The 22,447-nt window shown below is 41.0% G+C and carries 19 protein-coding genes and 2 tRNA genes; 15 read left to right on the top strand and 6 right to left on the bottom strand.

The features are described from left to right. Window positions 1-87: 87 nt before the first annotated feature. Window positions 88-1,422, bottom strand: coding sequence for an N-succinylarginine dihydrolase (astB, locus tag AB4160_RS14575; protein WP_372005236.1), 1,335 nt, complete (start codon window positions 1,420-1,422; stop codon window positions 88-90). A gap of 346 nt (window positions 1,423-1,768) precedes the next feature. On the opposite strand from astB, the gene topA reads away from it, so the two are divergent. Continuing rightward, window positions 1,769-4,462 carry a type I DNA topoisomerase gene (topA, locus tag AB4160_RS14570; protein WP_372005234.1) on the top strand — a complete coding sequence of 898 codons (2,694 nt, stop codon included), beginning with the start codon at window positions 1,769-1,771 and terminating at the stop codon, window positions 4,460-4,462. 209 nt (window positions 4,463-4,671) lie between these two features. Here topA and AB4160_RS14565 read toward each other — a convergent pair whose 3' ends face one another. Next, window positions 4,672-5,457 (bottom strand): hypothetical protein, encoded by a 786-nt coding sequence (locus tag AB4160_RS14565; RefSeq protein ID WP_102476128.1) that lies wholly within the window; start codon window positions 5,455-5,457, stop codon window positions 4,672-4,674. 286 nt (window positions 5,458-5,743) lie between these two features. Here AB4160_RS14565 and cysB point away from each other — a divergent pair, with 286 nt between their 5' ends. Beyond that, on the top strand, window positions 5,744-6,718 hold the full coding sequence (gene cysB / locus AB4160_RS14560) for an HTH-type transcriptional regulator CysB (protein WP_102440502.1): 975 nt from the start codon (window positions 5,744-5,746) through the stop codon (window positions 6,716-6,718). 93 nt (window positions 6,719-6,811) lie between these two features. Here the strand turns inward: cysB and purN are convergent, their stop codons facing one another. Further along, window positions 6,812-7,456, bottom strand: a complete 645-nt coding sequence (gene purN, locus AB4160_RS14555; RefSeq protein WP_102440496.1) for a phosphoribosylglycinamide formyltransferase — start codon at window positions 7,454-7,456, stop codon at window positions 6,812-6,814. Continuing rightward, window positions 7,457-8,494, bottom strand: a complete 1,038-nt coding sequence (purM, locus tag AB4160_RS14550; protein ID WP_102440497.1) for a phosphoribosylformylglycinamidine cyclo-ligase — start codon at window positions 8,492-8,494, stop codon at window positions 7,457-7,459. Window positions 8,495-8,735: 241 nt separating this feature from the next. Here purM and upp point away from each other — a divergent pair, with 241 nt between their 5' ends. Continuing rightward, window positions 8,736-9,362, top strand: coding sequence for a uracil phosphoribosyltransferase (gene upp / locus AB4160_RS14545; protein WP_076536836.1), 627 nt, complete (start codon window positions 8,736-8,738; stop codon window positions 9,360-9,362). A 76-nt stretch (window positions 9,363-9,438) separates the two neighbouring features. Here upp and AB4160_RS14540 read toward each other — a convergent pair whose 3' ends face one another. Continuing rightward, window positions 9,439-10,758 carry a Na+/H+ antiporter family protein gene (locus AB4160_RS14540; RefSeq protein ID WP_372005232.1) on the bottom strand — a complete coding sequence of 440 codons (1,320 nt, stop codon included), beginning with the start codon at window positions 10,756-10,758 and terminating at the stop codon, window positions 9,439-9,441. Between the two features lie 409 nt (window positions 10,759-11,167). Between AB4160_RS14540 and AB4160_RS14535 the strand changes: the two genes are divergently transcribed. Then, window positions 11,168-11,773 carry a peroxiredoxin gene (locus AB4160_RS14535; protein ID WP_102440499.1) on the top strand — a complete coding sequence of 202 codons (606 nt, stop codon included), beginning with the start codon at window positions 11,168-11,170 and terminating at the stop codon, window positions 11,771-11,773. Between the two features lie 123 nt (window positions 11,774-11,896). On the opposite strand, the gene rnt is transcribed toward AB4160_RS14535, so the two are convergent. Further along, window positions 11,897-12,604 carry a ribonuclease T gene (gene rnt / locus AB4160_RS14530; protein ID WP_102440500.1) on the bottom strand — a complete coding sequence of 236 codons (708 nt, stop codon included), beginning with the start codon at window positions 12,602-12,604 and terminating at the stop codon, window positions 11,897-11,899. Window positions 12,605-12,743: 139 nt separating this feature from the next. Between rnt and AB4160_RS14525 the strand changes: the two genes are divergently transcribed. The 11 genes from AB4160_RS14525 to AB4160_RS14475 all read left to right on the top strand — a co-directional run bounded on the left by AB4160_RS14525 (window position 12,744) and on the right by AB4160_RS14475 (window position 22,377). Further along, the gene (locus tag AB4160_RS14525) at window positions 12,744-13,613 is read left to right on the top strand and encodes an OmpA family protein (protein ID WP_102440501.1); all 870 of its coding nucleotides are present in this window, start codon (window positions 12,744-12,746) and stop codon (window positions 13,611-13,613) included. Window positions 13,614-14,250: 637 nt separating this feature from the next. Next, a complete protein-coding gene (locus AB4160_RS14520) occupies window positions 14,251-16,425 on the top strand; it encodes a prolyl oligopeptidase family protein (RefSeq protein WP_372005230.1) in 2,175 nt (724 codons plus the stop codon). A 279-nt stretch (window positions 16,426-16,704) separates the two neighbouring features. Next, window positions 16,705-17,106 carry a tol-pal system-associated acyl-CoA thioesterase gene (gene ybgC / locus AB4160_RS14515; RefSeq protein ID WP_102440503.1) on the top strand — a complete coding sequence of 134 codons (402 nt, stop codon included), beginning with the start codon at window positions 16,705-16,707 and terminating at the stop codon, window positions 17,104-17,106. Further along, entirely contained in the window at window positions 17,096-17,785 is a 690-nt protein-coding gene (gene tolQ / locus AB4160_RS14510) for a protein TolQ (RefSeq protein ID WP_076536823.1), read from the top strand. The genes ybgC and tolQ overlap by 11 nt, the downstream gene beginning before the upstream one ends. Beyond that, the gene (gene tolR / locus AB4160_RS14505) at window positions 17,785-18,210 is read left to right on the top strand and encodes a protein TolR (RefSeq protein WP_076536821.1); all 426 of its coding nucleotides are present in this window, start codon (window positions 17,785-17,787) and stop codon (window positions 18,208-18,210) included. The genes tolQ and tolR overlap by 1 nt, the downstream gene beginning before the upstream one ends. A gap of 4 nt (window positions 18,211-18,214) precedes the next feature. Beyond that, the gene (gene tolA, locus AB4160_RS14500; protein ID WP_102436501.1) at window positions 18,215-19,147 is read left to right on the top strand and encodes a cell envelope integrity protein TolA; all 933 of its coding nucleotides are present in this window, start codon (window positions 18,215-18,217) and stop codon (window positions 19,145-19,147) included. A 9-nt stretch (window positions 19,148-19,156) separates the two neighbouring features. Further along, entirely contained in the window at window positions 19,157-20,485 is a 1,329-nt protein-coding gene (gene tolB, locus AB4160_RS14495; protein WP_102476132.1) for a Tol-Pal system beta propeller repeat protein TolB, read from the top strand. An 18-nt stretch (window positions 20,486-20,503) separates the two neighbouring features. Continuing rightward, window positions 20,504-21,052, top strand: coding sequence for a peptidoglycan-associated lipoprotein Pal (pal, locus tag AB4160_RS14490; RefSeq protein ID WP_102436493.1), 549 nt, complete (start codon window positions 20,504-20,506; stop codon window positions 21,050-21,052). A gap of 64 nt (window positions 21,053-21,116) precedes the next feature. Further along, entirely contained in the window at window positions 21,117-21,842 is a 726-nt protein-coding gene (gene ybgF, locus AB4160_RS14485; protein WP_102436491.1) for a tol-pal system protein YbgF, read from the top strand. A gap of 313 nt (window positions 21,843-22,155) precedes the next feature. After that, window positions 22,156-22,231 (top strand) — tRNA-Lys (locus tag AB4160_RS14480). 70 nt (window positions 22,232-22,301) lie between these two features. Further along, window positions 22,302-22,377, top strand: a tRNA-Lys gene (locus AB4160_RS14475). Window positions 22,378-22,447: the final 70 nt, after the last annotated feature.

The raw sequence follows: 22,447 nt of genomic DNA, 5'->3' as shown, positions 1-22,447 counted from the left end.
AGAGCGGTTTTTTTATCTTTGAAAGTGGATGTCACTTCAATAAAAAAGCGCCTAGTTAGGCGCTTTTGGTTATTTTAAGTTTATGATTTATTTCTGAAATTGATAAACACTGCCAAGCTTTAATATCTGAGTTAACTCATCCAATGCAGTGCGCGATTCTATAATTAACTGCGGATCGGCTAAATCAGCCACAACTAAGCTGTCACGGTAATGCTTGTCTACCCATAGATTTAAGCGGCTAAATAAAGCGTCATTCATCAAGGTGTTTTGATTGACTGCGGAGATTTCTAATTCACTCATGGCAACACGTAAACGCAAACAAGCAGGGCCGCCGCCATTTTGCATACTTTGTTTTACATCAAAATATTTAACGTGTTTTATCGGCGTTCCTAAAGTCACAAGCTCATTTAAATAAGCATGGACTGCCGGGTTTTCTTGGCAATTTGTTGGGGCGATTATCGCCATTTCACCGTTAGGTAATGTGATAATTTGCGTGTTAAATAAATAGCTTTTAACGGCGTCATTAATTGATACTTGTGATGTCGCGACTTTAATAAAGTGAACATCAGTGTTCATTTTACGGCGTATTTCATCAAACTTTTCTGCGGTATTTAAAAATGCTTGTTCATGATAGAACAACACATTTTGGTTACCGACAGAAATAACATCATTATGGAAAACCCCCTGGTCAATCACATCAGGGTTTTGCTGTATGAAAACGCAGCTTTCGTCATCGATTTGATGTAACCGCGCTACCGCTTGCGATGCCTCTAATGTTTGCCTTGCTGGATATTTAGTCGGTTTAACTGCATTTGGGTTAGTCGCTTCTTGACCGTAGACAAATAACTCAACCCCAGCATGACCATAATCACCACACAAACGGGTGTGATTAGCTGCGCCTTCATCGCCAAAGCTTGCATGTTCTGGTAAATGTTGATGATGTTTAAAAAAACGTTCGTCTTTAAATGTGGCCTTTAAAATATTCGCCGTAGTTATCGGTTCTATACTACGGTGTAACTTATCTACCAAATTTGCTGGCGTAAAATGAACCTTGCCATCTCGACTGTCAGCACTGGGTGACACAGTTGCAGCATTAGCGGTCCACATAGATGAAGCACTACAGCAGGCATTGAGTAATGCAGGAGCTTGCTTGGCGGCTTGTGTTAACACTTCAGCGTCAGAGCCAGCAAAACCCATACGGCGCAGTGAATAAAGGTCTGGACGCTCTTGAGGGGCTAATACACCTTGAATCATGCCAAGATCGGCGAGTGACTTTGCTTTTTGAAGTCCTTGCTTGGCAGCAGCCTTGGGGTTGGATGCTTGAGCTGCGTTACTGTATGAAGCAACGTTTCCAAAAGAGAGCCCTGCATAGTTGTGCGTTGGCCCGACTAGACCATCGAAGTTCGCTTCAAAGTGCTTCATTTATTTTCCTTAATAGTCATTCTTATTGTTATTTAAATAGGTTTTTTACGATTTAATTTTGTGAAATTACCGTCAGTATACTGATGATATAAGGGTTAACAAGCGGTGACTCGGGTCGCAAATATTGAAAAAGTGACTAAACATGCACAAGTTTTACTTGCTAGACCCTAAATAATGAAATATTACTTTTTATTAACGCAATATTATTTTTTCTCCTTTTTTATAATTGATTAAAAAATGGCTCGCTGGACACATATTAGAGGTATTTACTTGAAACATTCGTCTCAACACTCTATATATGGAACCAATTTATATCTGTTAGAGACTTTTTGGCGCAAATTAAACTATGGGTAAATCACTAGTTATTGTCGAATCGCCGGCCAAAGCCAAGACTATTAATAAGTACCTTGGTAAAGAATTCATCGTTAAATCGAGTGTAGGTCACATCCGTGATTTGCCTACATCATCATCGCCAGACAGCACGGTAGCGACTAAAACGCCGGCTGAAGTTAGAAAAATGGCGCCTGAAGAAAAAGCTAAATACAAACTCGCGCGGGATAAACGTGCTTTAGTTGCCCGTATGGGGATTAACCCAGAAAAAGGCTGGGCGGCTAAGTATCAAATCCTACCAGGTAAAGAAAAAGTCGTTAAAGAGCTGCAAGCATTAGCTGAAACTGCTGACCACATCTATCTCGCAACCGATTTGGATAGAGAGGGTGAGGCAATTGCATGGCATTTGCAGGAAATTATTGGTGGTGACGAATCTCGTTATCAGCGCGTTGTGTTCAACGAAATTACCAAAACAGCCATTCAAGATGCATTTAGCAAACCATCTGTACTTGATACCAACATGGTTAACGCACAACAAGCGCGTCGCTTTTTAGACCGAGTTGTGGGTTTCATGGTGTCGCCATTACTTTGGAAAAAAGTAGCTCGCGGTTTATCTGCAGGCCGTGTTCAATCGGTAGCCGTTAGACTGGTAGTTGAGCGTGAAGGTGAGATTAAGGCATTTGTCCCTGAAGAATTTTGGGATGTGCATGCTGATTTAGCAACTTCGCAAGCTCAAAAGCTAAAAATGCAAGTGGCAAAATATCAGTCGGCGGCCTTTAGTCCAATTAATGAAGCTCAAGCTCAAGTAGCGTTAGATGCGTTAAAAGATTCAAAGTTTGTGGTTACCGGTCGTGATGATAAAGCGACATCAAGTAAACCATCAGCGCCTTATATCACCTCAACATTACAACAAGCAGCGAGTACTCGTCTTGGTTTTGGTGTTAAAAAGACCATGATGATGGCGCAGCGTCTTTATGAAGCAGGGCATATTACCTATATGCGTACCGACTCGACTAATTTAAGTCAAGAAGCGGTAGATGGTGTACGGGAAATGATCGCTTCTGAGTACGGCAACGACTATTTACCAGAAAACCCAATTCGATATGGTAGTAAAGAGGGCGCTCAAGAGGCGCATGAGGCTATCAGACCGTCTAACGTTAAAATCCTATCAGCTACAATGACTGACATGGAAAGAGACGCTCAGCGCCTTTATGAGCTTATTTGGCGCCAATTCGTTGCATGTCAAATGAATCCAGCTAAATATGATGCGACTCGTTTGACTGTGACTGCAGGTGATTACGAACTTAAAGCTAGTGGTCGTACACTGCGCTTTGACGGTTGGACTAAAGTGCAACCGCCAATGGGTAAGAAGAACGAAGAAGACAAGACTTTGCCAGTGGTTAATAAAGGCGATGTGTTAGATCTAAATGAATTGTTACCTAAACAACATTTTTCTAAGCCGCCTGCACGTTTTAGTGAAGCGTCATTAGTTAAAGAGCTTGAAAAGCGCGGTATCGGTCGTCCATCAACCTATGCAACGATTATTTCAACTATTCAAGACCGCGGTTATGTAAAAGTAGAAAACCGTCGATTCTTCGCTGAAAAGATGGGTGAAATTGTTAGTGACCGTTTAGTTGAAAGCTTCAGTGACATTATGAACTTTGACTTTACAGCTAGCATGGAGCAAACCCTTGATGATGTCGCTCAAGGTAAACTTGAGTGGAAAAAAGTCCTTGATGGTTTCTATGGCGATTTAACTAAGCAACTTAAACATGCAGAGTTAGATCCGGAAGAAGGCGGCATGCGTCTTAATGAGATGGTGCTGGCTGAAGACATTAAGTGTCCAACCTGTGGTCGCCCAATGGGTATTCGTACCGGCACCACCGGTGTGTTCTTAGGCTGTTCTGGTTATGCTTTACCGCCAAAAGAGCGCTGTAAAACCACCATGAACTTAACACCAGGTGAAGAAGCTGTCAGCGACAATGAAGATGCTGAAACTGATGCACTGCGTGCTAAACATCGTTGTGGTAAATGTGGCACCGCAATGGACAGTTATCTCATCGATGAAGAACGTAAATTACATGTTTGTGGTAATAACCCAACCTGTGAAGGTTACGAAATCGAAGCTGGTCAATTTAAGATTAAAGGTTATGAAGGACCAATCATTGAATGCGATAAGTGCGGCAATGATATGGAACTTAAAAATGGCCGCTTTGGTAAATACTTTGGTTGTACCAACACCGAATGTAAAAATACCCGCAAGTTACTAAAAAGCGGCGAAGCGGCGCCACCTAAAGAAGATCCTATCTTCTTACCTGATTTGAAATGTACTAAGTCTGATGCACATTTTGTATTGCGTGACGGCGCGGCAGGTATTTTCCTTGCAGCAAGTACGTTCCCTAAATCTCGTGAAACACGAGCGCCTTTGGTTGAAGAACTGGTTCATTATCGTGAGCAACTTTGGCCAAAATATCAGTACCTTGCCGATGCGCCAGTTACCGATGATGATGGTAATAAAGCCGCAGTTAAATTTAGTCGTAAAACCAAAGAGCAATATGTTGCTACTGAAGTTGACGGAAAAGCCACTGGTTGGTCATCAAAATTCATTGGTGGCAAATGGGTGAGCGAATCAACTAAGAAAAAGCCAGCTAAGAAAGCGGCGGCCAAAAAGCCAGCAGCGAAAAAAACAGTAAAGAAAAAGGAAGATTAATCTTCTTTCTCTAACAAATTAGCGATTGAAAAAATGGGACCATAGGGTCCCATTTTTATTGCTCAATTTTCATGTTTTTTAATCATCTAAATAAATAGCTATAGGATAATTAGCATTGCTGTTTTGATTATTGGGGGGCGATTATATTTCACTCAATAAAAAAACCTCCGAAGAGGCTTTAAAATCTGTAAATTAAATAAGTTAACCCGTTACCACTTCTTTTTAGGTTGAAACAACATATCAATATCATCACCTTCATTTTTATTCGGTTTTACTGCATCTGGGATCACTTGTTTTTGCTGTGAGTTAATCTCACTGAGTAACTCCTTTGCTTCGTCAACTTTGCGGGAAATAAATGGGTCATCCGGGGTTTTCGCTTTAATCGCTTGCAGTGTGGCTAGCGCCTTCGACACCATTTGCTTAGAAGAGCCAAATTGTTTTAGCGAATTAGACGCTCTTGCTCTTGAAAGCATGGATTCAACATTGATGCGTAACTGGTAACTGTCGATACGACTTTCTGCTTCAGCAAACACCTGCGGCTCTATTTTACCTTTATTATTTTCTGCCCGAACAATGGCTTTTAATTTTTTAAGCATTTGTACTAATTCTAGAATTTGCTTGTCATTGTCAGGTAAACGAAAGTTTTCTATGGCTAAGGCTTGCATTGCATTGTTATTTAAATTGGTTATTTGCGCTTGAATATCAATTTGTCTGCGTTGGTAATCCGCCTGCTGAGGCTGATTTACTAAATAGGAAACCGACACCTGTAGGGCTTCATTGATGCGTTTATATAACACCAAAATAATACTGCTAGGAAAAGAAGCTAAGCCGGTGCTGGAAAGTACTGACTCAGTTTCATCTATGATGGCTCGCTGACGTTTTAATTCCATTCGGCGTTCGGCTTCAGCACGCTCTTTTTGTTGTTGTATCAGACTGATACCAATGATGAGGAGAAAAAGTGCACCTATAAGGATCAGTACCAAAGTAAAGGTCATGTGGTTTCCATTCAATAATAAAATTGGACAGTGGCTTAACTGCCACTTTTATAAATATCTAAGCTGGTATTCTAGCTTATGAAAAAGTGTGTGTCGTAAAAAAGTCTTACATTGTGACGAAAAATTGTGGAAATAGTGACACAGTGGTCAAGATTAGCATTACAGAGCAATAACATGCAAAACTCTCAATGTTGTTATTACTGTTTGCATTAATATTTTAGATGTTCTATAACATTTAGCTATAAGGTTAAAATAATATGTGATTGGCAAGGGTGAAGGTCGTAACATGAAATTACAGCAACTAAGATATATTGCCGAAGTGGTAAAACATAATTTAAATGTCTCGGCTACCGCTGAAGACCTTTATACTTCTCAGCCGGGGATCAGCAAACAAGTACGGATGCTAGAAGATGAGTTAGGGATCCAAATCTTTGGTCGCAGTGGTAAACATCTTACACATGTGACCCCAGCAGGCCAAATGGTCATTGATATTTCTAATGACATTTTGGGTAAAGTTGAAAGCATTAAAAAAGTATCAGAAGAATATACCCAGCCTAACCAAGGCGAGCTGAATATCGCAACGACAGATACTCAGGCCCGTTACGCTTTACCGCAAGTGATTAAGCCTTTTATTAAGCGCTATCCGAAAGTTAACTTACATATGCACCAAGGTACGCCATCGCAAATTAGTGAACAAGCTGCTCGCGGTGATGCCGACTTTGCCATTGCAACTGAAGCTATGCATCTGTATTCAGACTTAATTATGTTGCCTTGTTACCATTGGAACCGTTCTGTGGTGGTGACCAAAGATCATCCGTTGGCCAATCGTAAAACATTAACCATTGAAGATTTAGCTGAATTTCCGTTAGTGACTTATGTGTTTGGCTTTGATAAAGCCTCAGAAATAGAAAAATCATTTAATAAAGCCGAACTTGAGCCCAGAGTGGTATTTAGTGCCACGAGCGCTGACGTGCTAAAAACCTATGTCAGATTAGGCCTAGGTGTGGGTGTTATTGCTTCTATGGCCATTGACCCAATTATTGATAAAGACTTGGTTGCCATTGACGCAAGTCATTTATTTGCCCACAGCACCACTAAAATAGGCTTTAGACGTGGCAGCTTTTTAAGAAGTTACATGTATGACTTTATGTATAACTTCGCCCCGCATCTCACCCGTGATGTGGTAGAAAAAGCGGTTGCGTTACGTGATCAGCAATTGATTGATGAAATGTTTGCAGGCATGACGTTACCTGTTCGCTAGTTTGAACTTGAAGGGGGCATAAGCTGTGTTCAAACAAAAAAATCTCGCGAATGCGAGATTTTTTATTTGAAGCTGATAGCAAGTTAACGTGATTTAGTCTGGTGCGTAACCATGCACGCCAATCGCTTTATCATCTAAATAGGCGATGTTATCCACCATTTTTAAACGCTGTAAGCTGAACCACTTAACGACCAGTGGGTAAATAGCATGCTCTTGTTCATGTACACGTGCTGCAAGCGTATCAACATCATCTTCTTCATAAACCGGTACTTTAGCCTGCAAAATCACAGGCCCAGCGTCAAGCTGCGGAATAACAAAGTGCACACTGGCGCCATGTTCAGCATCTTTGGCATCTATGGCTCTTTGATGGGTATTTAATCCAGTGTATTTAGGCAATAAAGAAGGATGGATGTTGATCATCTTTCCCAGATATTGGCTAACAAATTCATCAGATAAAATCCGCATAAAGCCAGCAAGTACAATTAAGTCAGGTTGATATTTCTCGATGGCTTGCTTCAGGCGTTGATCATATTGGACTCGAGTTTCATCTTTGCGTGCAATAACGCAGCTAGTATCAATTTCACTCTGATGCGCACGGATTAATCCATAGGCATCAGGCTTGTTACTAATTACGCCGACTACCTCAGCACTGACATTGTCATCGCAACCATCAATAATGGCTTGTAAATTACTACCATTACCAGAGATGAGTACTAGAACACGACAGCAATCAGTCATCTAGTTAATCTCCACTTGCTCTTCGTCACCTTGGCGAGTAGCAATTTCACCGATTAACCAAGCGTTTTCACCTTCAGCTTGTAGCAAGGTTAATGCGGCATCAACTTGCTCTGCTGGTAAGGCGATTATCATGCCTACACCGCAGTTAAAGGTGCGGTACATTTCAAATTGTTCAATGTTGCCGTTTTCCATTAACCAATCGAAAACCACAGGCCACTGCCAAGAATCACCTTTGACAACTGCTTTGCAATCGTTTGGCAGTACACGAGGAATATTTTCCCAGAAGCCACCGCCAGTGATATGAGCCATGGCATGCACTTCTGTTTGTTCAAGCAGCTTTAAAAGCGGCTTAACATAAATTCTTGTTGGTTCTAACAGATGATCGATTAGCGGCTTACCGGCTAAATCTTGCTTAGGATCCGCTTTGCTTACTTCAAGTACTTTACGAATTAAAGAATAACCATTTGAATGAGGACCAGTAGAACCTAGTGCAATTAACGCATCGCCAGATTTTACTTTAGTACCATCGATAAGGTTTTCTTTTTCAGCAACACCTACACAAAAGCCTGCTAAGTCGTAATCTTCACCTTCGTACATGCCTGGCATCTCAGCGGTTTCGCCGCCAATTAAGGCACAACCAGACTGAAAACAGCCTTCTGCAATGCCATTAACAACTGAAGTTGCTGTTTCGACATCAAGCTTGCCTGTTGCGTAGTAATCAAGGAAGAATAAAGGCTCTGCACCAGATACGATTAGGTCATTAACACACATAGCAACTAAATCAACACCGACAGTGTCATGCTTTTTGTAATCAATGGCTAAACGCAGTTTTGTACCAACACCGTCAGTACCAGAAACTAATACAGGGTGTTTATATTTAGTTGGTAGCTCGCATAGCGCGCCAAAACCACCTAAATTGCCCATAACTTCAGGACGATGAGTGCGTTTTACTGCAGTTTTAATGTTATCTACTAATGCATTACCAGCATCGATATCAACGCCAGCGTCTTTGTAACTAAGTGGTGTAGGAGTAGTCACGGAGGATCCTCTAGGGTACATCGTTTTATGGGATTTTATGCGGCGATATTCTAACAGCTTGTGATCGTCGTCGAAAGCCATCATTTGGATTTATGCGCCCATGAAAACAGTTTTCTGTAATAGTTTTATTGTTTTAGCGTGAGATTGTTTGCAAATATGAAACTTTATGTTTTCTAATGAGGATAAATAAACTAAGATTTGAAGAATTTGCGAAAAATATCTCATCAATAGGAGTGCAAAAATGAAAGTCGTTGAAGTTAAACACCCGCTAATCCGCCATAAAGTGGGTTTAATGCGTGAAGCTGATATTAGTACTAAAAGATTTCGTGAGCTTGCTACTGAAGTCGGTAGTTTATTAACTTATGAAGCCACTTCTGATTTTGAAACTGAAAAAGTAACCATCCCTGGCTGGAACGGCCCTGTTGAAATTGAGCAAATAAAAGGTAAAAAGGTGACAGTGGTACCTATTCTGCGTGCTGGTCTTGGCATGATGGATGGTGTCTTAGAGCATATGCCTAGCGCTAAAATTTCAGTTGTGGGTATTTACCGTGATGAAGAAACACTTGAGCCAGTGCCATATTTTGACAAGTTAGTCAGTAATGTTGATGAGCGTGTTGCCATTGTGGTTGATCCAATGCTTGCTACTGGTGGCTCAATGATTGCGACTATCGATTTACTAAAAAGCCGTGGCTGTGTGTCTATTAAAGCATTAGTGCTTGTGGCGGCCCCTGAAGGTATTAAAGCACTAGAAGCTGCCCATCCTGATATTGAATTATACACTGCCGCTATTGATGACTGCCTAAATGAGCAAGGTTATATTTTACCTGGTTTAGGTGATGCTGGTGATAAGATATTTGGTACTAAGTAACTAACCTCTGTTACTAACATTGTTAAGCAATAAAAAGGGAGCCAATTGGCTCCCTTTTTATTGCTTATTTTATTAACTACAAAACCATCGCAGCAACCCAACCAAATGCGATTAACGGAATGTTGTAATGAATAAAGGTTGGGATAACACTGTCACGAATATGATCGTGCTGGCCATCAGCATTCAAGCCTGCTGTTGGGCCTAAGGTTGAGTCCGATGCAGGAGAGCCCGCATCACCTAATGCAGCGGCTGTGCCCACCAAGGCGATTGTAGCCGCCACTGAAAAGCCAAATGTCATTGCTAATGGAACATAAATCGTAGCAATAATTGGGATGGTAGAGAAAGAAGAGCCAATCCCCATGGTAATTAATAAGCCGACAACAAGCATCAATAGTGCGGCAAGCGCTTTATTATCGCCAATGATGTCGCCTAATGAAGTCACTAGGGTGCTGACTTCACCTGTTGATTTTACCACAGCAGCAAAACCTGCAGCTGCAATCATGATGAAGCCGATATTGGCCATCATTAGCACGCCTTGGTTAAACATATCTTGCCTCACATCCGCTTTGATAATGCCTGAGAAGCGGAAAATGAGAAAGCCCGTCAAGGCGCCAAAAATCATTGAATCAGTTTGTAGCTGCACCACTAAGGTTGCAAAAATGGCGAATAAAGAAATCACGATAGTTTTCTTGTTGATACTCACTGTTTTTTCTGTGGACTCGACATCTTTAATTTCATACTGGCGTGGTTTACGGTAAGTGATAAATACCGCTATTAATAAGCCAGTGATCATTCCAAGAGCGGGTAGCATCATTGCCATTGGAATTTGCTCTTTAACAGCGCCAAGGCCGTTATTGTTTAAATTAGCTAACAAGATGTCATTTAAGAAAATACCACCAAAACCAATGGGTAAAATCATGTAGGTGGTTACTAAGCCAAAAGTGATGATACAAGCCACTAAGCGGCGATCAATGTTGAGCTTACTTAATACATGTAATAGTGGCGGAATTAAAATGGGAATAAAGGCGATATGAATAGGTAAAATATTTTGCGAGCTAATGGCCATGATTAATATTGACGCTAAGATCAACCAACGAACCACTAAGGTATTGGTGCTGTTTGGTTCTTTTCCCACTTTTTTAATGATGTTGTGGGAAATGAGCGTGGTTAAACCTGAGTGTGATAGCGCAGCAGCAAAGGCACCTAAAAGTGCATAACTTAACGCAATTTGCGCTCCGCCACCGAGACCATTATTAAAAGCGGTGATGGTTTGATGTATATCTAATCCACCAAATAGGCCAGCCGCGAGGGCACTAATGGTGAGCGCGATGACAACATTCACACGCATAAGACTTAATGCGAGCATTAAGGTGACAGCAATTACGACGGCATTCATATTAATTAATTCTTATTGAGTTGTGTTTTAGATAATTATTCTGAGCTTATTCTTATCTGTATAGGTATACATGTCCAGTTTATCTCTAACGAGTTTAAATGTTTTGCCTGCTTGTGATTGGGGTTTATGATTCTTGTAACAAGGCTTGTGAGGATGTTATTTTTATTCTTCATGTCACAGAATCTTTTTAATATGGAGCATTTATCAGCAGCTGAAATACTTTTCAGCATAAAGGGCTTATCTCTTTTATCAATAACGGGTAAGGTATAGCTCAAATATGAGAACAATATATCTATTTAGGTATGCATTTATGCGAGCTATCTCGCATATTGCTGCAGTTCGGGTATAATGCCATCCAGATTAACAGGCATTGTTTTAAATTTTTTCAATCCATAGATGGAGATATAAAATGAGCGTATTAGTAGGCCGTCCGGCCCCAGATTTTACTGCCGCTGCGGTTCTTGGTACTGGTGAAATCGTTGATAGCTTCAACCTAGCGACTGCTATTAAAGGTAAGCAAGCTGTTGTTTTCTTTTACCCACTTGATTTCACTTTCGTGTGTCCTTCTGAGTTGATCGCATTTGATCACCGTATTGAAGAATTCACTAAACGCGGTGTTGAAGTTATTGGTGTTTCAATTGACTCTCAGTTCTCACACAACGCTTGGAGAAATACTTCAGTAGATAAAGGCGGTATTGGTGAAGTTAACTACACGTTAGTTGCTGACGTTAAACACGAAATCTGTAAAGCTTACGATGTTGAGCATCCAGAAGCTGGTGTTGCTTTCCGTGCGTCTTTCTTAATCGACAAAGAAGGTCAAGTCCGCCATCAAGTTGTTAACGATCTGCCACTAGGTCGTAACGTTGATGAAATGCTACGTATGATCGATGCATTACAATTCCACGAAGAGCACGGTGAAGTTTGTCCTGCTGGTTGGGAAAAAGGCGACAAGGGTATGACTGCAACCACTGAAGGTGTTGCTTCTTACTTAAAAGATAATTCTGACCAGCTTTAAGTTATTAGCTAGTTAGATCTAAAAAAGCTGCCAATGGCAGCTTTTTTGTTATTGGGACTTAATTAGTCCACAGTTTCTCTTTTTTAAAGCTGTTATATTTTTGCAAACAGCTAACATGCATGACTACTGAGCTGTAGGTGTTATCGCAGTCACAGCACTGGTATCAAGCTCTGCAGAAGAATCTTCAGTGTCTTCTGCAACTGGCATAGGCCAGCCACCTAACGCTTTCCATCGATTGACGATATAGCAAAAAAGTTCAGCAGTACGTTCAGTATCATATAAGGCGGAATGCGCTTCTTTATTATCAAAATCAATGCCGGCCATTTTACAGGCTTTGGCTAATACCGTATGACCAATAGCAAGACCTGCAAGAGTTGCGGTGTCAAAGGTCGCAAAAGGGTGGAATGGCGACCGTTTTAAATCATTTCGCTCAATGGCTTTATTTACAAAGCCAATATCAAATGCTGCATTATGGGCAACGATAATACAGCGATGACAGTCAGCAGCTTTTTGCGCTTTTTTAACCATCTTGAATATTTCTAGAAATGCTTGTTTTTCGTCAATAGCACCACGTAATGGATTGGTTGGATCAATCCCATTAAATGCTAAGGCTTCTGGTTCAAGATTGGCACCTTCAAAAGGCTCGATATGAAAGTGAATGGTTTTATCCAATTCGATTACGCCATCATCATTCATTTTAAGGGTGGTGACAGCTATTTCTAGCAACGCATCAGTTGCAGCATTAAATCCCGCAGTCTCGACATCGATAACTACAGGGAAGTAACCTCTAAAGCGGTGTTTGAATTTGTTTGCGTCGCAGATATCGCTCATTAAAAACCTCATTCTTCATTCTGGCGGCTATTATGCTAAAACTGCGCCTCGGTGTCATGTTTGATCGGCGAATAATTCTGCTAAAGGAAAATTAAATACTGCCGATAAAAAATATGTGAACAGCAATCGGGATGTTTTTATGTGGCGTAAATTACTTTTAGTAAGCAGTTTTTGTTTTGTATCTTCAGCACAAGCTGATTTACAACAATATGTTGCGTCTCTTGATGACTCTATGTGGCGCCTAAGCGAAAATAGCCCGATAGAGTGTCGGCTTGAACATGACATCCCTGCATACGGCAAAGCTATTTTCACTAGTCGTGCTGGTAAAGACTTAAATTTGAACTTTAGTCTTGATATGTGGAATAAACCCGATCAAATCACCGAGGCGCAACTGATAAGTAAAGCGCCCCAATGGCGCCCAGGCGTTAATGCAAAAGAGATCACCACCTTAACTTACCATAAGCAGTTTAACGGTGAAGTGCCACGTAAAGCAGCTTGGTCGATGCTGACTGAATTAAGTAAAGGCATGCAGCCGACTTTTTATTATGCTGATTGGTATAACCGCACTGATAAAGTCGCGGTAGGGTTATCAGCAGCTAATTTTGGTGGTGAATATCGTCAATTCCGTTCTTGTTTGGCTACGCTATTACCTTATAGTTTTGACGATATCGCATTTACTGTACTTAACTATGAAGCAGGCGGCACCGCATTAACCCGTTTCTCTAAGCTTCAATTAAACCGAGTGCAGGAATACTTATCTTATGACTCTGATGTTGAGCTAGTGTTTGTTGACGCTTATACCGATAGTTATGGTGGGCGTTCGGTTAACCAAAGGGTATCGGATAGACGGGCCGATTCTGTGGCTGATTTATTAGTTGCCAGTGGCATTGAGCAAAGCAGAATCCATAAAACCGGTCACGGTGAAAGACGCCATGTTGCATCGAATCAACTCTCTGAAGAAAGAGATCGTAACCGTCGAGTAGTGATTAAAATTTCTAAAACGATTTAACCTACAGATGATAAATTTTCTAATTGGCTTAGTCGGGTGATTAGGCCTTTTTTGTCTCTACTATTTCTGTATTATTCTCGAAAAATAGGCAAAAAAATACCCGCTTAAAGTAAGCGGGCAAACAATTTGTATTCACAAATTCAAGGAAGGAAGTCAAGCATAAGAACCAGGGATAAGTTGAGGTATTGGGATACATCAACTAGAAGTTCTTGGTTTTCTATAACTCAGTAAGCTATGTCAACTTAATAAGCTATGTCCTGAAAACAAGGCGTATATTAGAGACTTTGCTCTAAGCTGACAAACTAGAAAAATTTCGACTTCGCATTAAAAAAACTAATGTGACTTTAGGTTGAGCTTTAGCGTTTAAGCACCCATTTATGAAGTAATAGCGCTATAAGTAAATGAATAATCATCTGGCGTGCATATTTAGTCGAAAGTGTGCGGTATTGGATGATAATCAATTGTTAAGTTATTCAATTAAAGTACCTGGCTAATTATTTTTATTCGAAATTATCTTGTGATAAGCCTATGAAATAGTCTTGTAATCCCTAAATAAATACAGATTTTCGCAATAATTATATTTTGAGGTATATTACTTTCAGGCATGAAGCCACAATGCAAAAGAAGGTTGCTTAAAATGATAATAAAAATGCCCTTATTACAGGGTTCACTACTCTCCATTGTCCTTGGAACTGCACTTACTGCTTGTCAACACGCACCAGACTCTACGGTAGAACAAGTCACAAGTACCACTAAATATTCTTATCCAAATACAGTCGAACAAGATTTGGTTGAAACACTACACGGTGTGAGTGTTGCCGATCCTTTCAGACATTTAGAGCAAAATACACCAGAAACTGAACAGTGGGTTAAACAACAACAAGATTTTGGTAGCCAGTATTTAAATAACATTAACAACAAGCAAGCTGTGGTTGATCGCATTACAGCATTATGGAATTTTGAGAAAGTGTCAGCGCCATTTGAAAATGGCTCAAATACTTTTTTCTATCAAAATGACGGGTTGCAGTCACAGTCTGTGTTGTATGTAACTGATAAAGCTGGCAATACCAAAGAATTACTTAACCCCAATACACTTTCTGAAAACGGTACCGTTGCGCTATCTGGTGTTTCGGTCAGTAATGACGGTAAAACACTGGCCTACGGCGTTTCAAAATCTGGATCTGACTGGCAGCAGTGGCAGTTCATTGATATTGCCTCAGGCGCAGCGCTGGCCGATAAACTGCAGTGGATTAAGTTTTCAACCGCCACGTGGGACGCCAATAACCAAGGTGTTTATTATTCTCGCTATGATGCACCAGCCGGTGGCGATGCACTTGCTGATGTCAATTTTAATCAAAAAGTGTATTACCACAAAATTGGTACCCAGCAAGCTGAAGATATACTTATTTATGAGCGCCCACAAAACAAAGATTGGGGCTTTGGGGCTGAAATAACCGAAAAGGGCGACTACTTATTAATAACTGTCTCTCAAGGCACTGATAGCCGCAATCGGTTCTTCTATAAGTCACTGCAAACTGCTGATGCTGAAGTGGTTGAGTTAATCACCGATTTAGAAGCTCAATATGTTTTCCTTGGTAATGATGAAGAGCATTTCTATTTTAAGACAGATTTAGATGCGCCAAATGGAAAAGTCATTGAGATAAATATTAATCGTCCAGAAAAAGCCCATTGGCAAACAATTATCCCTGAGTCTAGCGATCCCATTAACGATATTGCGATTGTCCATGATCATTTTGTAGTGAGTTACCTACATGATGTATTAGGTAAAGTATCGATATACGGTTTAAATGGCACCAAAAGGCAAGATGTTGCGCTTCCAGGTAAAGGCCGTGTTTTAGGACCATACGGAAAACGCAGTAAAGATTATTTCTATTTTGCCTTCAATAGCTATGTGCAACCGCAAACGATTTATAAATTTGATTTTAGAAGCGGTGAAACCAGTTTATATAATCAGCCTAAAGTTTCGTTTAATCCCGATGACTACGTTTCTGAGCAAGTGTTTTATACCAGTAAAGATGGCACCCGTATTCCAATGATGGTGTCTTATAAAAAAGGGGTAACCCTTAATGGCAACAACCCAACACTGCTCTATGCCTATGGTGGCTTTTCGATTTCGATGACACCACGTTTTAGCCCTGCAAATATTGCTTGGCTCGATATGGGCGGAATATATGCCGTTCCCAATATCCGCGGCGGGGCAGAATATGGCGAAAGTTGGCATCAAGCAGGCATGTTCGATAAAAAGCAGAATGTGTTTGATGACTATTATGCTGCTGCGGAATACCTGATTGATAATGGTTACACCAACAAATCAAAGTTAGGCGCTTATGGTCGCAGTAATGGTGGTTTATTGATGGGCGCGGTATTAACACAGCGACCTGATTTATTTGCCGCAGTACTGCCAGCGGTCGGTGTGCTAGATATGCTACGGTTTCAGAAGTTCACCATAGGTTGGGCCTGGGTCAGTGAATATGGCAGCGCGGATGTGGCTGAGCAATTGCCTGCATTATTAGCTTACTCTCCGTATCATAATGTCAAACCTGGGAATTATCCTGCCACTATGGTGATGACAGCAGATCATGATGACCGCGTTGTGCCACTGCATAGCTTTAAATTTGCAGCTATGATGCAAAAACATCAACAAGCAAACAAGCCGGTGATTATGCGTATTGAGTCCAATGCTGGTCATGGCTCTGGTAAACCTACTGCCATGAAAATTGATGAAGCTGCAGATATATACAGTTTCTTGTGGCACAGTTTTGGTTTAGCCATTCCCGCTAAAATTCATTAGTGATAATTTATGTTGAGATTACTATCTTGAAAGGCCTAGATTTACAGCCTATTCGTGATGTTAATCTCAATTTTTATGTTACCTAAATGTAACTACAAAAGGCGCTAACATTAAACTTTATTCATTTGCCGCTAATATCTCTGCAAAAGCCATATTTTAATGCCAAATTAAGTCTTAAACCCTAAAATAATCCCCGTTTTGCTAGGTTGCTTTGTTCACAAGCGTGGTGGTACTCGGTATAGTAAGCCATCTTTTATTACGCAAAATTCACAATCGCTAATTATGTTTACATGGCCTATTTCTATTTATTATGAAGACACCGATGCTGGTGGTGTTGTTTATCATTCGAATTATTTAAACTTTTTCGAACGTGCTCGCACAGAGTGGTTAAAAGCTATGGGAATAAAGCAAACTGAATTGTTAGCTAATGACATTGCTTTTGTGGTGAAACATGCTGAGCTAGACTTTAAAGTTGCAGCAAGATTCGAGCAGAACTTAATTGTTGAATCTGAGCTGACAGAATTAAAAAAAGCTTCGCTGATATTTAAACAGCGATTGCTAGATGATAATGGTGTTAGCTATTGTGAAGCCACTATTGTTGTCGCTTGTATTGCTTTATCTCGAATGAGACCTAGGGCTATTCCATCCAATATTGTGCAGGAGTTTAATCGTGCAAGCTGAAATTTCTTTTATCGGTCTTTTTTTAGAGGCAAGTCTTCTCGTTAAGTTAGTGATGCTAACCTTATTATGTTTATCTATTGCCTCATGGGCGGTAATCATTCAGCGCCGTAAATTGCTCAATTCAGCCCGCGCTAAATCAATAAAATTTGAAGATACTTTTTGGTCTGGTGTGGATTTGAATAAACTTTACAAAGAGTTGTCAATTCGTGGTGAATCATTGACAGGCCTTGAAGCATTATTTGTCGCAGGCTTTAAAGAGTACTCTCGCTTGAGTTCAGCAAACAGTAAGTCTCCTGAAGCTGTTATGGACGGCACATCAAGGGCTATGCGAGTCAGTTTATCCCGTGAAGTTGAAAAACTTGATACTCATTTACCTTTATTAGCCACAATCGGTTCAACCAGCCCTTATATCGGCCTGTTCGGTACAGTATGGGGCATTATGAATTCATTTATTGCATTGGGCACAGTAGAAAATGCCACTTTAACTATGGTAGCGCCGGGTATTGCTGAAGCTTTGATCGCGACAGCTATGGGGTTATTTGCTGCTATTCCAGCTGTTATTGCCTATAACCGTTTCTCGACACAAGTAGAAAAACTTGAAATGGCCCACGTTAACTTTATGGAAGAATTTTCTAACATATTACAACGCCAAGCCTACAGCGAGAAGGAATCGGTGTAATGTATCAACGCAAGCGCCGCCGTCCAGTTGCCGAAATTAATGTTGTACCCTATATCGACGTAATGTTGGTGCTGCTTATTATTTTTATGGTGACAGCGCCAATTGTTTCACAAGGCGTAAAGGTGGAACTACCTCAAGGTAAAGCTGAACCATTATCGGCAGAAAGCAAACCGCCTATCGTTGCCTCAATTGATGAGTTTGGTGAATACTTTCTGAATGTGGGCAGCGGATCAAATAACGATCCACTCTCATTGGATGAAATTTCAGTGCAAGTGGGTGCAATGATCCAGCTTGAGCCAGAAAGACCTGTAGTTGTAAAAGCCGATCGTCGCATAGCATATGAAAACGTGATTCAACTCATGGTCAGCTTACAAGGTGCGGGTGTGCCTGCGGTGGGCTTAATGACTGATTCGCCTGAGGAGTAGTTTGGTGGCTGTTAAATCTGAATTAACTTTACCCGTTGTTATTTCTGCCGGCATTCATATTGGGGTAATCGTGGTGCTTGCTTTAGGCATTAGTTTTGAAGATAAACCTAAACATTTACCACAAACTCAATCTGAACCCATCGTTCAGGCCGTTGTGGTTGATCAGCAGCGTATTAATGACCATGCTGAAAAACTTAAACAACAACGAAGCGATGCCGAGCGAAAAGAAAAACAACGTCAAGCTGAAATCGATAGGCAAGCGCGCAAAGCTAGAGAAGAAGTGCGAAAAGAACAAGAACGTATTAAGCAGCTTGAAATTCAACGTAAGCAAAAAGAGCAAGAAACCATAAAAGCCAATAATGCCGCTAAGGCTGCGCAGCAAAAAGAAGCTGCAGAAAAAGCCAAAGCAGAAAAGGCCGCTGAACTTCGTAAACAGCAAGAAGCGCAGCGTATAGCTGCAGAGAAAAAAGCTGAAGAAAAGCGCCAGCGTGAAGAAGCTGCAGCTGCTAAAAAGCGTGAAGAAGACAGAAAACGTAAAGAAGAAGCTGAACGTAAACGTAAAGCCGAAGAGGCTGAGCGTGCTCGCCAGGAAAAAGAAATGGCAGATGCAATGGCTGCTGAGCAAGTTGCCTTATCTGCAACCCGTAATAAACAGGTTGTATCTGAGGTAAACAAGTATACCGCGATGATTAAATCAACTATCCAACGTAATTTGGTTGTTGATGAGTCAATGCGTGGTAAAAGTTGCCGCGTGTTAATTCGATTAGCGCCAGATGGCTTTGTTACCGCGAGTCAAACATTAAGTGGCGATCAAGTTGTTTGTCGTGCAGCGAAAGCTGCGATAAATAAAGCAGGGCGGTTACCGGTTTCTTCTGAAGCTGATGTGTATAACAAAATGAAAGAAATTAATTTAACCGTATCACCGGAATTTAATTAAAGGGGTCACATGAAGATTTTGGCAAAATGGTTAACACTATTTGTAGTTCTTGTAAGTAGCAGTGCGAATGCCGCATTAGATATCGTTATTACTGAAGGTGTTGATGCTGCAAGACCTATCGCGGTTATGCCGTTTGTATGGCAAGGTACAGGGCCAGCACCTGAGCGTATCAGTGATGTGGTGACCAGTGACTTAGCTCGCAGTGGCACATTTAGTCCGCTTGATGCGCGCAGTTTACCGCAAGCAAATATCAGCACTGTGAAAGAATTTACCTCTCAAGTGTGGAATTCAACGGCATCTGAAGCGTTATTAGTGGGCTCAATTAAGCCTTATGGCAATAATCAATATTTGGTGAGTTTTGATCTGATTGATTTAGTCAAAGCCCAGCTACAAACTGATAAAGGCCCAATGAAAAATAGTGAACTACTGCTTGAGAGCCGTGAAACTGTTATCAGTGAAGCACAGTTTAGACAATATGGTCACCGCATTAGTGACATTGTTTATGAAAAACTAACCGGTATTCGTGGGGCGTTTTTAAGTCGAGTCGCTTATGTTGTCGTTAAACAAGGTGAAAAATCTCCTTACCATTTGATGATTGCCGACTATGATGGTTATAACGAGCAAATGTTACTTCGCTCGCCAGAGCCGTTAATGTCACCAAGTTGGTCACCAGATGGCAGACGTTTAGCTTATGTGAGCTTTGAAAACCGTAAAGCGGAAATCTTTGTGCAAGATATTTATACCCAAGAGCGTACTAAAGTCAGTTCTCATCAGGGTATTAATGGCGCACCGAGTTTCTCACCAGATGGTAAAAAGCTTGCTGTGACACTATCTAAGGATGGTCAGCCTGAAATTTACGTAATCGATATTGCCAGTAAAGCGATAAAGCGCATTACTAATCATTATGCTATCGATACTGAAGCATCGTGGATGCCAGATGGAGAATCACTTATTTTTACCTCTGAGCGCGGCGGAAAACCGCAAATTTACCAAGTGAAACTCAGCACAGGCAAAATTTCACGTATGACCTTTGAAGGCGAGTGGAACTTAGGTGGCACGATCACTCCAGATGGTCGCAGTATGATTTTTGTAAACCGTACTAACGGAAAATACAATATTGCACGAATGGACTTGCAAACCCGTTTTATGCAAGTGCTGACATCAACGACCCTTGACGAGTCGCCAAGTATTGCACCAAATGGCACCATGGTTATTTATGGTACTACACACCAAGGCAAGCAAGTGCTCGCTGCGGTGTCTATGGATGGACGATTTAAAGCAAGATTACCCGCAGGTCAAGGTGAAGTTAAATCACCAGCCTGGTCACCATTTTTATAATATTAATAAGGATTTCCAATGAATCTGAATAAGTTGTTTAAAGCTATGTTAGTTGTTGTACCTGTTATGGCATTAGGTGCATGTAGCACAACTTCAGAATCTGAAACCGATGCAAGTGGTTCTACAAGTGGCTCAACCACAACTACTGGCGGTGAATACGGTTCTGGTGGTGTTGAAACAGGAGGCGTTGCACCAATCTTAACGCCTGAAGAGCAACAACGCGTAGAGCAAGAAGAATTACGCGCTCAAAATATCATTTATTTTGATTTTGACCGCAGTGAAGTACAAAGCGAAAACGCTGCCATTATTCAAGCTCATGGCAATTACTTAGTTGAGCATCCAAATGTTCGTGTATTAATTGAAGGTCATGCTGATGAGCGTGGTACACCTGAATACAATATTGCTTTAGGTGAAAGACGCGCTAAAGCTATTGCGAAATACCTTCAAAGTATGGGTGTACAACCAAGTCAAATGAGTGTTGTTAGTTATGGTGAAGAAAAGCCATTAGATTTCTCTCGAAGCGAGAGTGGTTTTGCTAAAAACCGTCGTGGTGTTTTAGTTTACTAATCATCGCGGTTGAACTTTCGTAATAGGAAGGCCAGCACTTGTTGGCCAGTTTAGGAGTTTATTGATGAAACATGCTGTTTTATTTGCTGCAATGTTTTTTGCTGCTGGTGCCACTGCTGCGCCAGCGCCGGTGCAAGATCTTGCTGGTGGTTCAAATGACGATCGTATATCTCGTCTCGAGCGTATCATTAAAGCAAAACAACAAACGGAATTTGAAGCGCAGCAGCGTTTAGATACTTTGCAACGTGAAGTGTTAGATTTGCGAGGCATTACTGAGCAGCAAGACTATCAAATTAGTCAAATGTTACAGCGTCAACGTCAGTTGTATGAAGAAATTGCTAATTTATCAGCTAGTGCCGCGGCGACTACGGTTACCGTTGCTGAAAATAATGCCGCTTCAGCAGGCCCATCTAGCTTAGGTGAAACTGCTAGTTACGAGCAAGCGGTGAATTTAGTGCTTAAAGAGCGTAAGTACGATGAGGCTATTCCTGCTTTTAGTGATTTTATTAAGCAATACCCTGATTCCACTTATGCAGCAAATGCAAATTATTGGTTAGGGCAACTGTTGTTTAATAAAGGTACCTTTACTGAAGCGAAGCAAGCTTTTGATGCAGTGGTCACTAAATATCCTAATTCTAATAAGCGTGGTGATAGTTTAGTTAAGTTAGGCATGATTGCTGAAAAAGAAGGTGATAAAGCTACCGCAACTGCTTTTTACAATCGAGTGCTTAAAGAATACACAAATAGTGCATCGGCACGTTTAGCACAGCAACAATTGTCTGCGTTGTAACCCTAATTTAACCTAAAAACAGCCTCTTAGTTTGTTTTTAGTGCAAACGGCAAAAAAAGGATAAATTGCGCTTGCATGAGCAAATGAAAAAGGTATTATAGGCGCCCTCAGAACGGAGCAACGTTCTAGGGCCATTTGAACAAGTTAGATTAACTTATTTTGATGGTAGATTGATTGAATACTATTTATAGGCTTCAATTATTCTGAAAGCTTTAAGATGGGCCGTTAGCTCAGTTGTTTGTGCTCTTGTTAACAAGAACAGGCAGTTGGCTTTTGTTCCAATTAGTACAATTAGTATTAATAAAACCCAGATGGGCCGTTAGCTCAGTTGGTAGAGCAGTTGGCTTTTAACCAATTGGTCGAAGGTTCGAATCCTTCACGGCCCACCACTTTTCTGAAAGTGAGATTGCCTGTTAGGCTTTAATTCAGACGTAACCCATCGTTACGTAAAACCCAGATGGGCCGTTAGCTCAGTTGGTAGAGCAGTTGGCTTTTAACCAATTGGTCGAAGGTTCGAATCCTTCACGGCCCACCACTTTTCTGAAAGTGAGATTGCCTGTTAGGCTTTAATTCAGACGTAATGCCTCGTTACGTAAAACCCAGAT

The sequence above is a fragment of the Shewanella sp. 10N.286.51.B8 genome (assembly GCF_041469325.1).
Taxonomy (GTDB): Bacteria; Pseudomonadota; Gammaproteobacteria; order Enterobacterales; family Shewanellaceae; genus Shewanella.
This window is presented reverse-complemented; position numbering and strand designations above follow the sequence as displayed.